Genomic DNA, 15,182 nt, shown 5'->3' with positions numbered 1-15,182 from the left:
GTTCTCCTGAAATTATTTCGTTGTACCCACAGGTTCAGTGGTTTCATTATTACCTGGCGCAGCAGCTGGCGCATCGCCACTATTCTTATTGTCATCGCCTTTACTACCGTAAAGGAACTGACCAATGAGATCTTCCAGCACCATCGCAGACTTGGTGTCCTGAATTGTATCGCCATCCTTCAGGATAGCAGTCCCCAGTTCCGGGTCTTCAAAACCGACGTTTAATGCCAGATATTGTTCCCCCAGCAGGCCGGAAGTACGAATGCTCAGCGAACTGGTATCAGGAATGTGGTTATAACGTTGTTCAATTTCCAGCGTTACGCGCGGCAGATAGGTTTTCGGGTCCAGCGTAATATCCGCCACCCGGCCCACAACAACGCCACCAATGCTGACCGGAGAGCGCGCTTTCAGGCCGCCAATGTTATCGAACGTCGCATAAAGCGTGTAGGTCGGTTCAGTACGTATTGACGTCACGTTCGCCGCCTTCAGGCAAACAAACAGCGCCGCCAGCAGTGCTGCTAATAAAAAGATACCCACCCAAATTTCATTTTTTTTCGTTTGCATGAACTCAATTCCCAAACATCAATGCGGTCAGCACAAAATCCAGCCCCAGAACAGCCAGAGACGAGTGGACAACGGTGCGAGTGGTTGCCCGGCTAATCCCGGCAGACGTCGGGATGGCGTCGTAGCCGTTAAACAACGAAATCCACGTCACCGTGATGGCGAACACCACGCTCTTAATCAGACAGTTGACCAGATCCATACGCCAGTCGACGGCATTTTGCATTGCCGACCAGAAGAACCCGCTATCAATGCCTTTCCAACTGACGCCGACCAGCGATCCGCCCCAGATCCCCACGGCGACGAAGATAACCGTCAACAGTGGTAATGAAATAACCCCAGCCCAGAAACGGGGAGAAATAACCCGACGCAGCGGATCCACCGCCATCATCTCCATACTGGAGAGTTGCTCTGTAGCGCGCATCAGGCCGATTTCTGCGGTTAACGCCGAACCAGCACGCCCGGCAAACAACAGCGCGGCAACCACCGGCCCCAGTTCACGCAGTAGCGATAACGCCACCAGCATACCCAGACTGGTTTCCGCACTATAAGTGGTCAGAACCAGATAACCTTGCAGCCCCAACACCATTCCGATGAACACGCCAGAAACTACAATAATCAGCATCGACAGGACGCCGACATTATAGAGCTGGCGCACCAGCAGCGGCGCATGTTTACGAAATTCCGGTTTGCCGACCAGCGCATTGAATAACATTAACCCGGCCCGCCCGAACGTTCTCAGGGTTTTAATCCCTTTATGTCCGAGCGACGCCAGCGCATTTAACAGCATGAGTGGCTTAACTCCCTGGTAAAAGATCAGCGTGATAATCGCCGGCAGGATAGCGGAACGGAACAGGCCCGTCAGCTATCCCGTCCAGAAACTGACGTACGCGCGGATCAGGATTCGCCTGCAACGCCTTGGCACTGCCATGAGCGACAATTTTTTTGTCCGCCAGGATCCAGGCGTGATCCGCAATACTTAACACTTCCGGCACATCGTGAGAAACCACCACACAAGTCACGCCCAGCGCGCTGTTCAGCTCAGAAATCAGCTTCACCAGTACGCCCATGGTAATGGGATCTTGCCCAACAAAGGGCTCATCAAACATGATGAGATCCGGCTCCAGCGCAATCGCACGCGCCAGCGCTGCACGCCGCGCCATCCCACCGGAAAGTTCAGAAGGCATTAGTTTAGCCGCTCCACGCAGCCCCACGGCCTCCAGCTTCATCATCACCGTACTATGCAACAATGGCGCGGGAAGTTGGGTATGTTCGCGCAGTGGATAGGCGACGTTGTCAAATACGTTCATATCAGTAAACAACGCCCCGGACTGAAATAACATGCTCATCCGTTTGCGCACTGTATACAGGCGCGAACGAGACATCGCCGGAATATTCTCACCATCGAAAAGGATCTCACCATGATCTGGTGCGATTTGCCCGCCAATCAGACGGAGTAGCGTCGTTTTACCGATGCCCGATGGCCCCATGATCGCCGTGATCTTCCCTCGCGGCACGGTCAGGGAAATATTATCGAAGATGCAGCGATTGCCACGCGTAAAACTGACATCGCGCATATCGACTAAATTCGCCACAGACTGCTCCATAATTCACCCTTCGTCTTGCGTTGATTTTCTAAGCATGGCGCTCAATTTAACCTTGAACCCAACATATTTACAGAATATTACCCGCCGTGGTTAGCGAAAGCTGGCATTTGTTTTACTTTTTAGCCGCATAAAGTCAAAATTAAGAATCCGTTACGGCTTTCTGAAAATCTTCAGCGGACCGGCGAGTATACCTGAAGAAAGGACGTTAGATGCTTTTAGCTACGGCACTGTTAATTGTTGGTTTACTTTTGGTCGTTTACAGTGCCGACCGCCTGGTTTTTGCCGCGTCTATTCTTTGCCGAACCTTTGGCATCCCGCCGCTGATCATCGGCATGACGGTGGTCAGTATTGGTACATCGTTACCAGAAATCATCGTCTCGCTTGCCGCGTCTCTGCACGAACAACGCGATTTAGCCGTTGGTACAGCCCTCGGCTCAAACATTATCAATATATTGCTGATCCTCGGTCTGGCTGCGCTGGTTCGTCCTTTTACCGTCCATTCTGATGTTCTACGCCGTGAATTACCCTTAATGTTGTTGGTCAGCGTGGTGGCCGGTTCCGTACTCTATGACGGACAACTTAGTCGCAGCGATGGTATCTTTCTCCTCTTTCTGGCTGTGCTATGGCTGCTGTTCATTGTTAAACTTGCACGTCAGGCTGAACGTCAGGGGACTGACAGCCTGACCAGAGAGCAGCTTGCAGAGCTGCCGCGTGACGGCGGATTGCCCGTCGCGTTTTTATGGCTCGGCATTGCGCTTATCATCATGCCAGTGGCCACGCGGATGGTGGTTGATAACGCCACGGTGCTGGCGAATTACTTTGCCATCAGCGAGTTGACGATGGGGCTGACGGCAATTGCTATCGGAACCAGCCTGCCGGAACTGGCAACCGCAATAGCGGGGGTTCGCAAAGGTGAAAACGACATTGCTGTCGGAAATATCATTGGCGCAAACATTTTTAATATTGTCATCGTGTTGGGTTTACCCGCGCTGATAACGCCAGGAGAGATTGATCCACTGGCGTACAGTCGTGACTACAGCGTGATGTTGCTGGTGAGCATTATTTTTGCGTTGCTGTGCTGGCGGCGCTCCCCGCAACCGGGCCGTGGTGTAGGGGTATTATTAACTGGCGGATTTATCGTATGGCTGGCGATGTTGTACTGGTTATCGCCAATACTCGTTGAATAACTGGAAACGCATTATGTCGCACGTAGAGTTACAACCGGGTTTTGACTTTCAGCAAGCAGGTAAAGAAGTCCTGGCGATTGAACGTGAATGCCTGGCGGAGCTTGATCAATACATCAATCAGAATTTCACGCTTGCCTGTGAAAAGATGTTCTGGTGTAAAGGGAAAGTTGTCGTCATGGGGATGGGGAAATCGGGGCACATCGGGCGCAAAATGGCCGCAACGTTTGCCAGCACCGGTACACCTTCATTTTTCGTCCATCCTGGTGAAGCCGCGCATGGTGATTTAGGCATGGTCACCCCACAGGATGTGGTGATTGCTATCTCTAACTCAGGTGAATCCAGCGAAATCACTGCCTTAATTCCAGTGCTTAAGCGTCTTCACGTACCGTTAATCTGCATCACCGGTCGCCCGGAGAGCAGCATGGCGCGCGCCGCAGATGTGCATCTGTGTGTTAAAGTAGCGAAAGAAGCCTGTCCGTTAGGGCTGGCACCGACCAGCAGCACCACCGCCACGCTGGTTATGGGCGATGCCCTCGCTGTCGCGCTGTTAAAAGCACGCGGCTTTACTGCTGAAGATTTTGCGCTCTCACACCCAGGCGGCGTACTGGGTCGTAAACTTCTGCTGCGCGTAAACGATATTATGCATACGGGCGATGAGATCCCGCATGTTAAGAAAACGGCCAGTCTGCGTGACGCGTTACTGGAAGTTACCCGCAAAAATCTTGGTATGACTGTCATTTGCGATGACAATATGATGATTGAAGGCATCTTTACCGACGGTGATTTACGCCGTGTCTTCGATATGGGCGTGGATGTTCGTCAGTTAAGTATTGCCGATGTGATGACGCCGGGGGGAATACGCGTGCGCCCTGGCATTCTGGCCGTTGAGGCACTGAACTTAATGCAGTCCCGCCATATCACCTCCGTGATGGTTGCCGATGGCGACCATTTACTCGGTGTGTTACATATGCATGATTTACTGCGTGCAGGCGTAGTGTAAAGATTCAAGGATAAACAACAATGAGCAAAGCAGGTGCGTCGCTTGCGACCTGTTACGGCCCTGTCAGCGCCGACGTTATAGCAAAAGCAGAGAACATTCGTCTGCTAATCCTCGACGTTGATGGCGTACTGTCAGATGGCCTGATTTATATGGGCAATAACGGCGAAGAGCTGAAAGCGTTCAATGTTCGTGACGGTTATGGCATTCGTTGTGCGCTCACCTCTGATATTGAAGTCGCTATCATTACCGGGCGAAAGGCTAAACTGGTAGAAGATCGTTGTGCCACATTGGGGATCACTCACTTGTATCAGGGGCAGTCAAACAAACTGATCGCCTTTAGCGATCTGCTGGAAAAATTGGCGATTGCCCCGGAAAATGTGGCTTATGTCGGCGATGATCTCATCGACTGGCCGGTAATGGAAAAAGTAGGTTTAAGCGTCGCCGTGGCCGATGCGCATCCACTGTTGATCCCGCGCGCCGATTACGTGACGCGCATTGCTGGCGGTCGTGGCGCAGTGCGCGAAGTTTGCGACTTATTACTCCTGGCGCAGGGCAAACTGGATGAAGCCAAAGGGCAATCGATATGAGTAAAGCCAGACGTTGGGTTATCATTGTGCTATCACTGGCGGTTCTGGTGATGATCGGCATTAATATGGCCGAAAAAGACGATACCGCCCAGGTGGTCGTCAACAACAATGATCCCACCTATAAAAGCGAGCATACGGACACGCTCGTCTATAACCCAGAAGGGGCGCTAAGCTATCGATTGATTGCTCAACACGTTGAATATTATTCCGATCAGGCCGTTTCGTGGTTTACGCAGCCGGTACTTACCACGTTTGATAAGGATAAAATCCCGACATGGTCCGTAAAAGCAGATAAAGCCAAGCTGACCAATGACCGGATGCTCTATTTATATGGACACGTTGAAGTCAACGCACTCGTGCCGGACTCTCAACTTCGCAGAATCACGACGGATAACGCGCAGATCAATCTGGTGACGCAGGATGTTACCTCTGAAGACCTCGTCACGTTATACGGAACAACATTTAACTCCAGCGGTCTGAAAATGCGCGGCAACTTACGCAGCAAGAACGCCGAGCTGATTGAAAAGGTTAGAACATCCTATGAAATTCAAAACAAACAAACTCAGCCTTAATCTTGTGCTTGCCAGCTCACTTCTGGCCGCCAGCATTCCGGCATTTGCCGTAACCGGAGACACTGATCAGCCGATCCACATTGAATCGGACCAGCAATCTCTTGATATGCAAGGCAACGTGGTTACCTTTACCGGTAATGTCATCGTCACCCAGGGCACCATAAAAATTAATGCCGACAAAGTGGTCGTTACCCGTCCGGGTGGCGAACAAGGTAAAGAAGTGATTGACGGCTACGGTAAACCGGCAACGTTCTACCAGATGCAGGACAACGGTAAACCCGTTGAAGGTCACGCTTCCCAGATGCACTACGAACTGGCAAAAGATTTTGTCGTTCTGACGGGTAATGCTTATCTGCAGCAGGTCGATAGCAACATTAAGGGCGATAAGATCACTTACCTGGTAAAAGAGCAGAAAATGCAGGCTTTCAGCGACAAAGGCAAGCGCGTAACCACCGTTCTGGTGCCGTCGCAGCTGCAGGACAAAAACAACAAAGGCCAGACCCCGGCACAGAAGAAGGGTAATTAATTCGTTATGGCAACATTAACTGCAAAGAACCTTGCAAAAGCCTATAAAGGCCGTCGCGTGGTAGAAGACGTCAGCCTGACCGTCAACTCCGGGGAAATTGTCGGTCTGCTGGGGCCAAACGGTGCCGGTAAGACCACCACTTTCTATATGGTTGTTGGCATTGTGCCGCGCGATGCGGGCAACATCATTATTGATGATGACGATATCAGTCTGCTGCCTCTGCATGCACGCGCGCGCCGCGGTATCGGCTATCTGCCGCAGGAAGCCTCCATTTTCCGTCGCCTCAGCGTTTACGATAACCTGATGGCGGTACTGCAAATTCGTGACGACTTGTCTGCTGAACAACGTGAAGACCGTGCGAACGAGCTGATGGAAGAGTTTCACATTGAGCACCTGCGTGACAGCATGGGGCAGTCACTCTCCGGGGGTGAACGTCGCCGCGTAGAAATTGCCCGCGCACTGGCTGCGAATCCGAAATTTATTCTGCTCGACGAACCGTTTGCCGGGGTTGACCCGATCTCGGTTATCGACATTAAACGCATCATTGAGCACCTGCGCGACAGCGGCCTGGGCGTGCTGATCACTGACCACAACGTGCGTGAAACACTGGCGGTTTGTGAACGCGCTTATATCGTCAGTCAGGGGCATTTGATCGCCCACGGCACGCCTACAGAAATCTTACAAGACGAACACGTTAAGCGTGTATACCTTGGGGAAGACTTCAGACTCTGATAGGGTAGAAGTTTGCGACGTTTTAGCAGGAGAGTACGATTCTGAACATGAAGCAAGGTTTGCAACTCAGGCTTAGCCAACAACTGGCGATGACGCCACAGCTCCAACAGGCAATTCGTCTGTTGCAGTTGTCGACGCTGGAACTTCAGCAGGAGCTACAGCAGGCGCTGGAGAGTAATCCGCTGCTTGAGCAAATCGACACTCATGAAGAAATCGACACCCGCGAAACGCAAGACAGTGAAACGCTGGACACCGCCGACGCGCTCGAACAAAAAGAGATGCCGGAAGAGCTGCCGCTCGATGCCAGTTGGGACACCATTTACACCGCTGGTACACCATCCGGCACCAGCGGTGACTACATTGACGACGAGCTACCGGTCTATCAGGGCGAAACGACGCAGACCTTGCAGGATTACCTGATGTGGCAGGTCGAGCTGACACCGTTTTCCGACACTGACCGCGCTATTGCTACCTCTATCGTCGATGCCGTTGATGACACCGGTTATCTGACTGTCCCGCTGGAAGATATTCTCGAAAGTATGGGCGATGAAGAGATCGACATCGACGAAGTTGAAGCCGTCCTTAAGCGGATCCAACGGTTTGATCCGGTCGGTGTGGCGGCAAAAGATCTGCGTGACTGCCTGCTGATCCAACTCTCCCAATTCGATAAAACCACGCCGTGGCTGGAAGAGGCCAGACTGATTATTAGCGATCATCTCGATCTGTTAGCCAATCACGACTTCCGCACTTTAATGCGCGTCACGCGTCTGAAAGAAGATGTGCTGAAAGAAGCCGTCAATCTGATCCAGTCGCTCGATCCGCGCCCCGGACAATCGATCCAGACTGGCGAACCTGAGTATGTCATTCCAGATGTGCTGGTGCGTAAGCATAACGGTCACTGGACGGTAGAACTCAACAGTGACAGCATTCCGCGTCTGCAAATCAACCAGCACTACGCCTCGATGTGCAATAACGCGCGCAACGATGGTGATAGCCAGTTTATCCGCAGCAATCTGCAGGATGCCAAATGGTTGATCAAGAGTCTGGAAAGCCGTAACGATACGCTACTGCGCGTGAGTCGCTGTATCGTTGAACAGCAGCAAGCCTTCTTTGAGCAAGGTGAAGAATATATGAAACCGATGGTACTGGCCGATATCGCCCAGGCTGTCGAAATGCATGAATCGACGATATCTCGCGTGACCACGCAAAAATACCTGCATAGTCCACGAGGCATTTTTGAACTGAAGTATTTCTTTTCCAGTCACGTCAATACCGAGGGCGGCGGCGAAGCTTCCTCCACGGCGATTCGTGCGCTGGTGAAGAAATTAATCGCGGCGGAAAACCCGGCGAAACCGTTGAGCGACAGCAAGTTAACCTCTTTGCTGTCGGAACAAGGTATCATGGTGGCACGCCGCACTGTTGCGAAGTACCGAGAGTCTTTATCCATTCCGCCGTCAAACCAGCGTAAACAGCTCGTTTGACCCAACCGATAAGGAAGACACTATGCAGCTCAACATTACCGGAAATAACGTCGAGATCACCGAGGCACTGCGCGAATTTGTTACAGCCAAATTTGCCAAACTTGAGCAATATTTTGACCGAATCAACCAGGTCTATGTTGTTCTGAAAGTGGAGAAAGTCACCCACACCTCAGATGCAACACTGCATGTAAACGGTGGTGAAATTCATGCCAGCGCGGAAGGTCAGGACATGTACGCTGCCATTGATGGCTTAATTGATAAGCTGGCACGCCAGTTGACCAAACATAAAGATAAACTGAAACAACACTAATTGTCCGGGCAATTAGCATGTGCATGGCGGCCTGTTGTGCGGCACAACGGGCCATTTGTACGGTTAATGCTCCGAGCCTGTTCCACTGTTTGAGTGGGCAGGTTCTTAGGTGAAATTATGACAAATAATGATACAACTCTACAGCTTAGCAGTGTTCTTAACAGGGAATGTACGCGAAGCCGCGTCCACTGTCAGAGCAAAAAACGCGCCCTGGAAATCATCAGCGAGCTGGCGGCGAAACAACTTAGCCTGCCGCCTCAGGTGGTTTTTGAAGCTATCCTGACGCGGGAAAAAATGGGCAGTACCGGTATCGGCAATGGTATTGCCATTCCGCATGGCAAACTGGAAGAAGATACTCTGCGTGCCGTTGGCGTTTTCGTTCAGCTCGAAACGCCTATAGCTTTCGATGCCATCGACAACCAACCGGTGGACTTACTTTTTGCCCTGCTGGTGCCGGCAGACCAAACTAAAACGCACCTGCATACTCTGTCGCTGGTGGCAAAACGTCTGGCGGACAAAACCATCTGCCGCCGTTTACGCGCAGCCCAGAGCGATGAAGAGCTGTATCAAATCATTACGGATACCGAAGGTACTCCGGATGAAGCGTAGTTATTCGGTAATGTCTCTTTTAGACGTTGTGAGGAGAAACAGTACATGGTACTGATGATCGTCAGCGGACGTTCAGGTTCAGGTAAATCTGTCGCCCTGCGTGCGCTGGAAGATATGGGTTTTTACTGCGTGGATAACCTTCCCGTAGTGTTGTTACCCGATCTGGCTCGAACCCTGGCCGATCGCGAGATTTCTGCCGCCGTCAGCATTGATGTTCGTAATATGCCGGAGTCACCAGAAATATTCGAACAGGCGATGAGTAACCTGCCTGACGCTTTCTCACCGCAACTACTGTTCCTGGATGCCGACCGTAATACCTTAATTCGTCGTTACAGTGACACGCGCCGACTGCATCCGCTTTCCAGCAAAAACCTGTCGCTGGAAAGTGCTATCGACAAAGAAAGCGATCTGCTGGAGCCTCTGCGTTCGCGAGCGGATCTGATTGTCGATACCTCAGAAATGTCCGTTCACGAGCTGGCAGAAATGCTGCGTACCCGTCTGCTGGGTAAACGTGAACGCGAACTGACAATGGTCTTTGAGTCTTTCGGCTTCAAACACGGTATCCCTATCGATGCAGATTACGTCTTTGACGTGCGCTTCTTGCCGAACCCGCACTGGGATCCGAAACTGCGTCCAATGACAGGTCTTGATAAGCCTGTCGCCGCGTTCCTCGACCGCCACACAGAAGTACACAATTTTATCTACCAGACGCGAAGCTATCTTGAGCTATGGTTACCTATGCTGGAAACCAACAACCGTAGCTACCTGACGGTCGCCATTGGTTGTACCGGCGGGAAGCACCGTTCGGTGTATATTGCAGAGCAACTGGCTGACTACTTCCGCTCGCGCGGTAAAAACGTCCAGTCACGCCATCGTACGCTGGAAAAACGTAAACCATGACCGTCAAGCAAACTGTTGAAATCACAAACAAGCTGGGCATGCATGCCCGGCCTGCAATGAAGCTGTTTGAATTAATGCAGGGTTTTGACGCTGAAGTGCTGTTACGTAATGACGAAGGCACCGAGGCTGAAGCCAACAGCGTTATTGCGCTGCTGATGTTGGATTCTGCCAAAGGACGGCAGATTGAAGTTGAAGCGACCGGTCCACAGGAAGAGGAAGCACTGGCCGCCGTTATCGCCCTCTTTAACTCTGGTTTTGATGAAGATTAATCTTCATCACTTTGACATTCAAATCCCTTCAAGCTCCCCCGGCAATAAGAAAAGCGCGTACTGAAATCGTTCTCAATCAACGTCAATTGTACATTTCGTGCGCTTTTTACTTTCAGAAGAACCTTAAGAAAACCTTAAGAAGCATTGTTTAGGTTTCGTTTAAGTTAATCGACCATACTGGAGATCGTCAGAAAATATTTCCAGGAGATGGCATGATTCGCTTATCTGAACAAAGTCCCCTGGGCACCGGAAGACATCGGAAATGTTATGCGCATCCGGAAGATGCCCAACGCTGTATCAAGATTGTCTACCATCGTGGCGATGGTGGCGATAAAGAGATCCGTCGTGAGTTAAAGTACTACGCGCATCTTGGTCGCCGGTTAAAAGACTGGAGTGGAATACCGCGCTATCACGGTACCGTTGAGACGGATTGCGGAACCGGTTATGTCTACGATGTGATTGCCGATTTTGACGGCAAGCCCTCCATTACGCTGACCGAATTTGCTGAACAATGCCGTTACGAAGAAGACGTTGCACAACTGCGCCAATTACTGAAACAGCTGAAGCGTTATTTGCAGGATAACCGTATCGTGACGATGTCGCTGAAGCCGCAGAATATCCTCTGTCACCGCATTAGTGAGTCAGAGGTTATCCCCGTCGTCTGCGACAACATTGGTGAAAGCACATTGATTCCACTGGCGACCTGGTCCAAGTGGTGTTGTCTGCGTAAGCAAGAGCGGTTGTGGAAACGATTTATCGCCCAACCGGCGCTGGCTATTGCCCTGCAGAAAGATCTGCAACCTCGTGAGAGCAAAACGCTGGCCCTCACTTCGCGCGAAGCTTAATCCAGCTGGTGTTGTTGCATAAACGGCTCACCGCCTAACTGATACATCTGCCGTAAAATCCACGCCTGACGGCTGCGCACGTAGCCCGATGGCGCGGAGACTTTGAAACGAAGTGGATTAGGTAATACAGCTGCCAGTAAGGCAGCTTCCGATCGGGTAAGTTTGCTCGCGGGTTTGTGGAAATAGCGTTGTGCCGCAGCTTCGACGCCAAACACACCGTCGCCAAATTCGGCGATATTCAGGTAAACCGTCAGGATACGCTTTTTGCTCCAGACTGTTTCTATCCCCAGCGTTAATCCGGCTTCCAGCCCTTTTCGAACCCAGCTACGCCCATCCCATAAAAAGAGATTTTTGGCCGTCTGCTGAGAAATCGTTGAAGCACCGCGAATACGGTTTTCATTGCGCTCGTTGTGCGCCAGGGCTTTCTCAATGGAAGCGACATCAAAGCCCCAGTGCTCAGGAAATTTCTGATCTTCTGCGGCAATCACCGCCAGTCCCATCCACGGCGAGATTTGATCCATACTGACCCAGTCAGAATGTGCCACGTAACGAAAATTGCCATGCAGCCAGGCGCTGACCTGTCGCTCGACCATTACCGCTGAGAAAGGAACAGGAGCAACGCTAAACAACGCGATGCCCCCGCCCCAGAAAACGGCGAGGACAACCATTAACCGCAGAAGAAAACGGCGAACGAAACTAAACACCGTTAAGCGGCTTTTACTCATTCAGCCAGAACCAGCACGCGGGAAACCAGCTTATCAATGCCGCTCGCCGCTTCTGCAATGTTCTGCGCCAGCATATATGCCGGGGTGGTGACAATCTTATTGTCTTCATCAACCACGATATCATCGACAGGACACGGCACATGCTCCGCGCCCATCTCTTCCAGCACTTCTGCGGTATCGATATCAGTACCGATGGTCAAACGCAGCGGGAAATCGAAAATTTTCGGCAGCATCGCCGGGGCAATACACATAAAACCAAGCGGTTTTCCGGCCTGATGCATCGCTTGTGCCAGCACCTTTAATTCACGGTCAACGGTGCATTGGCTACCAAGACTGGCAAAATTGCTTAAATTCTTCGCCGCGCCAAAACCCCCTGGCACAATCAACGCATCCAGTTCAGCGGCATCGGCCTGGGCCAGAGGACGGATTTCACCGCGCGTTATTCGTGCCGCTTCAATCAGCACATTGCGCGTTTCCGTCATCGCTTCGCCAGTTAAATGGTTGATAACATCAACCTGCTGCTTATCCGGTGCAAAGCAGACCGCCTGCGCACCGCTGCGTGAAATAGCTAACAACGTCAACACCGCTTCATGAATTTCAGAACCGTCATAGACGCCGCATCCGCTCAGAATTACGCCAATTTTCTTCATTGTGATCATCCTTTCGCAATTGACTGAAACACATTAATTTTTTTAATAAAAATGGTACGCATCACACATTTAACTGATTCATGTAACAAATCATTTAAGTTTTGCTATCTTAACTGCGTGCGGCCTGAAAAACAGTGCTGTGCCCTTGTAACTCATCATAATAATTTACGGCGCAGCCAAGATTTCCCTGGTGTTGGCGCAGTATTCGCGCACCCCGGTCTAGCCGGGGTCATTTTTTAGTGGCTTTTGCCACCCACGCTTTCAGCACTTCTACGTCGTGACGCCACTCTTCTTTCATCTCTTCAATCCATTCACCGACGTTATCTTCCCAGGCAGGAAGGTCAGGAGACTGAATTTGCTGACCTAGCTGTTGCAGATGGCGTAACCCCACTGACCCCGCCGCACCTTTAATTTTATGTCCTTCCTCAACAATGCCTTTTTTATCCTGCGCCGTCAGATTCGACTCCAGCACGCTGACATAGCCCGGCATCATCTTCTCAAACACCGCTAACCCGTCGGTGATCAGCTTCGGTCCTACAAGTTCGAGATACTGTTCCAGCATGGGAATATCGAGCAATGCTTCTGATTTACTGTTCTCTTCTGTCGTCACCGTACTCTCCTCATCATCCTGGGTATCCCAGAATTTCTTGATCATCGCGGTTAGCGCCGGAACAGAAAGCGGCTTACTCAGCACATCATCCATTCCAGCATTGAGGTACTCTTGCTTGTCTTTCAGCACGTTAGCGGTTAAAGCCACCAGCGGCGGTAAATCCTCGCGCGGATAACGCTTCGTCAGTTCACGAGAGATATCCAGCCCGGTCATATCTGGCAACTGAATATCCAGCAACACCAGGTCGTATTCGCCCGGTTTAAACATCTCCAGCGCCGCCTTGCCGGTCATGGCGACATCAACGCTGTTACCTAATTTTTCCAGCACAGAACGCGCGACAATCACGTTCAGTTCAATGTCTTCCACCAGCAGCACATTCAGCGCCGGTAAAGGCATATCGTCTTCATCAAACGCATCATCGACCTCTTCTGCCACCGACGGTGCGTGGATCGTCAACGTAAAGGTTGAACCTTTGCCCTGTTCGCTGGTAACCGTAATATCGCCGCCCATATTTTTCGCCAGACGACGAGAAACGGCCAGACCAATACCGGTGCCGGTGGCAGGTTTACCGCCATGACTGTCTTTCACCTGGTAATACATGGCGAAGATTTTATCCAGCTCATCCTGCGGAATGCCGATACCAGAATCTTCCACTTCAAAATGCAGCATATCGCCTTCATCGTAACGCACGCGCACGGTAACCTGGCCTTGCTGGGTGAATTTGACGGCGTTACTGATGAGGTTCCACAGGATCTGCCGTAAACGCGTCCCGTCGGTAATGACCTGATGCGGTAATGGCAGCGTAGGCTCCAGGTTAAAGCGCAATCCTTTTTGTTGCGCCTGCAAGGCGGAGAGATTTTCCAGATCGGCAAGGAAGCTGGTGAAATCAACCGGCTGATTATCAAGCTGGACCTTGCGCCGTTCCATCTTATCCATGTCGATAATATCGTTGAAGATATTCCCCAGCGTGACGGCCGAAACATGGATAGTTTTGAGATATTTTTCCTGCTCGGCGGTGAGTTCGGTATCCAGTAGGATGCGGCTCAGGCCGACGATACCGTTCAGCGGTGTACGCAATTCGTGACTGATGGTGGAGATAAACGTCGTTTTGTCGCGGCTGGCGCGTTCAAGCGCATCCTGATACCGCTTACGCTCGGTAATGTCGCGACCAAAGCCCATCAAACCGTGACGTTTACCCACGCGGTCGTAGTACGGCACTTTACGGATTTCAAAGCAGGCTTTGCGCCCGTCGGGATAATCCAGCCACTGCTCATAGGTCAGTGACACATTATGACGGAACACTTTTTCATCGGTTTCAATGACTTTTGCGGCGGCTTCCGGTGAGTAAACATCAGCAGGTTTCAGGTGAACCAGTTGTTTTTCGCTTTTTCCGGTCAGCAGCTCCATCGCGCGGTTACAGCCGGAAAACTCTTTATCTTCGTTACGATAAAAAACCAGGTCGGGTGAAGCATCAAGGAAGGAACGTAAGAATGAGGATTGCTGCTCGAGCTGAATTTGTGTCTCTTCGCGCTCTTTGATTTCAATTTTCAGTTGGCCGAAGGTTTCCTGCAGTTCTGCTTCCGCTTTTTCACGAACGGCAATTTCCTGATTTAGCTGGGCAATATTATCTTTTAACTGAACGTTGAGGCTCAAATCGCGCTCGCGCATCTCCTCCAGTTTTTGCACCAGCCGTGACAGACGTTGCCGTGACTCCTCCAGTTGCTCGACGACCACCGATAGAAAGTAGACCGCCCACGGCGTAATCAGCAAACCAAAGAAGATAGAACGAATAACATCAATGCTTTCGACCTGACCATGCAGCACCATGGTTACCGCCATTTGTACCACAATGGCAAGAACGACGAGGGCCAGCGCCAGCAACATTGAGAAGCGCACCAGACCTAACTTCATCATCAGGTCAACATAATACTGCGCCAGCAGACGAATTTGCTTCATTAGGGAATTCCTTCACGACAACCTGCCCCAATAATACCCAATTCTGACAGTTACG

At 51.3% G+C, this 15,182-nt stretch carries 18 protein-coding genes; 12 read left to right on the top strand and 6 right to left on the bottom strand.

The window, feature by feature from the left end:
* Positions 1-12: 12 nt before the first annotated feature.
* The 3 genes from mlaD to mlaF are packed head-to-tail and all read right to left on the bottom strand — an operon-like array spanning position 13 to position 2,168.
* Entirely contained in the window at positions 13-564 is a 552-nt protein-coding gene (gene mlaD / locus OQV04_RS02415; protein WP_001296448.1) for an outer membrane lipid asymmetry maintenance protein MlaD, read from the bottom strand.
* Between the two features lie 4 nt (positions 565-568).
* The gene (gene mlaE / locus OQV04_RS02410) at positions 569-1,351 is read right to left on the bottom strand and encodes a lipid asymmetry maintenance ABC transporter permease subunit MlaE (protein ID WP_000925795.1); all 783 of its coding nucleotides are present in this window, start codon (positions 1,349-1,351) and stop codon (positions 569-571) included.
* A 7-nt stretch (positions 1,352-1,358) separates the two neighbouring features.
* Complete coding sequence (gene mlaF / locus OQV04_RS02405) at positions 1,359-2,168, bottom strand: phospholipid ABC transporter ATP-binding protein MlaF (RefSeq protein ID WP_000438244.1); 810 nt, start codon at positions 2,166-2,168, stop codon at positions 1,359-1,361.
* A 209-nt stretch (positions 2,169-2,377) separates the two neighbouring features.
* Here mlaF and OQV04_RS02400 point away from each other — a divergent pair, with 209 nt between their 5' ends.
* From OQV04_RS02400 to yrbL, 12 genes are all read left to right on the top strand, one after another.
* Complete coding sequence (locus tag OQV04_RS02400; protein WP_000922872.1) at positions 2,378-3,355, top strand: calcium/sodium antiporter; 978 nt, start codon at positions 2,378-2,380, stop codon at positions 3,353-3,355.
* A 13-nt stretch (positions 3,356-3,368) separates the two neighbouring features.
* Entirely contained in the window at positions 3,369-4,355 is a 987-nt protein-coding gene (gene kdsD, locus OQV04_RS02395) for an arabinose-5-phosphate isomerase KdsD (protein ID WP_032281662.1), read from the top strand.
* Between the two features lie 20 nt (positions 4,356-4,375).
* Positions 4,376-4,942 carry a 3-deoxy-manno-octulosonate-8-phosphatase KdsC gene (kdsC, locus tag OQV04_RS02390; RefSeq protein WP_000030005.1) on the top strand — a complete coding sequence of 189 codons (567 nt, stop codon included), beginning with the start codon at positions 4,376-4,378 and terminating at the stop codon, positions 4,940-4,942.
* A complete protein-coding gene (gene lptC, locus OQV04_RS02385) occupies positions 4,939-5,514 on the top strand; it encodes an LPS export ABC transporter periplasmic protein LptC (RefSeq protein WP_000030537.1) in 576 nt (191 codons plus the stop codon). Before kdsC ends, lptC begins: the two co-directional genes overlap by 4 nt.
* Positions 5,483-6,040, top strand: a complete 558-nt coding sequence (gene lptA, locus OQV04_RS02380; protein WP_000669785.1) for a lipopolysaccharide ABC transporter substrate-binding protein LptA — start codon at positions 5,483-5,485, stop codon at positions 6,038-6,040. The genes lptC and lptA overlap by 32 nt, the downstream gene beginning before the upstream one ends.
* Before the next feature lie 6 nt (positions 6,041-6,046).
* Positions 6,047-6,772 (top strand): LPS export ABC transporter ATP-binding protein, encoded by a 726-nt coding sequence (gene lptB / locus OQV04_RS02375; RefSeq protein ID WP_000224099.1) that lies wholly within the window; start codon positions 6,047-6,049, stop codon positions 6,770-6,772.
* Between the two features lie 47 nt (positions 6,773-6,819).
* A complete protein-coding gene (rpoN, locus tag OQV04_RS02370) occupies positions 6,820-8,253 on the top strand; it encodes an RNA polymerase factor sigma-54 (protein WP_000809051.1) in 1,434 nt (477 codons plus the stop codon).
* 22 nt (positions 8,254-8,275) lie between these two features.
* The gene (gene hpf, locus OQV04_RS02365) at positions 8,276-8,563 is read left to right on the top strand and encodes a ribosome hibernation promoting factor (RefSeq protein ID WP_001176599.1); all 288 of its coding nucleotides are present in this window, start codon (positions 8,276-8,278) and stop codon (positions 8,561-8,563) included.
* Positions 8,564-8,680: 117 nt separating this feature from the next.
* Entirely contained in the window at positions 8,681-9,172 is a 492-nt protein-coding gene (ptsN, locus tag OQV04_RS02360; RefSeq protein ID WP_000183676.1) for a PTS IIA-like nitrogen regulatory protein PtsN, read from the top strand.
* A 45-nt stretch (positions 9,173-9,217) separates the two neighbouring features.
* The gene (rapZ, locus tag OQV04_RS02355; RefSeq protein WP_000243741.1) at positions 9,218-10,072 is read left to right on the top strand and encodes an RNase adapter RapZ; all 855 of its coding nucleotides are present in this window, start codon (positions 9,218-9,220) and stop codon (positions 10,070-10,072) included.
* Positions 10,069-10,341 (top strand): PTS phosphocarrier protein NPr, encoded by a 273-nt coding sequence (npr, locus tag OQV04_RS02350; RefSeq protein ID WP_000216791.1) that lies wholly within the window; start codon positions 10,069-10,071, stop codon positions 10,339-10,341. Before rapZ ends, npr begins: the two co-directional genes overlap by 4 nt.
* 212 nt (positions 10,342-10,553) lie before the next feature.
* Positions 10,554-11,186: a PhoP regulatory network protein YrbL gene (gene yrbL / locus OQV04_RS02345; RefSeq protein WP_000620410.1), complete on the top strand. Its 633-nt coding sequence runs from the start codon at positions 10,554-10,556 to the stop codon at positions 11,184-11,186.
* Here the strand turns inward: yrbL and mtgA are convergent.
* The 3 genes from mtgA to arcB all read right to left on the bottom strand — a co-directional run bounded on the left by mtgA (position 11,183) and on the right by arcB (position 15,127).
* Positions 11,183-11,911 (bottom strand): monofunctional biosynthetic peptidoglycan transglycosylase, encoded by a 729-nt coding sequence (mtgA, locus tag OQV04_RS02340; RefSeq protein ID WP_000047087.1) that lies wholly within the window; start codon positions 11,909-11,911, stop codon positions 11,183-11,185. The genes yrbL and mtgA overlap by 4 nt on opposite strands.
* Positions 11,908-12,561 carry an isoprenoid biosynthesis glyoxalase ElbB gene (gene elbB, locus OQV04_RS02335; RefSeq protein ID WP_001308080.1) on the bottom strand — a complete coding sequence of 218 codons (654 nt, stop codon included), beginning with the start codon at positions 12,559-12,561 and terminating at the stop codon, positions 11,908-11,910. The genes mtgA and elbB overlap by 4 nt, the downstream gene beginning before the upstream one ends.
* Positions 12,562-12,790: 229 nt before the next feature.
* Positions 12,791-15,127 (bottom strand): aerobic respiration two-component sensor histidine kinase ArcB, encoded by a 2,337-nt coding sequence (gene arcB, locus OQV04_RS02330; protein WP_000809774.1) that lies wholly within the window; start codon positions 15,125-15,127, stop codon positions 12,791-12,793.
* Positions 15,128-15,182: the final 55 nt, after the last annotated feature.

It is taken from the genome of Escherichia sp. Lx600-2 (assembly GCF_036662595.1).
GTDB lineage: Bacteria > Pseudomonadota > Gammaproteobacteria > Enterobacterales > Enterobacteriaceae > Escherichia > Escherichia coli.
Note: the sequence above shows the minus strand (reverse complement) of the source record. Positions and strands in the feature narration are given on the sequence as shown.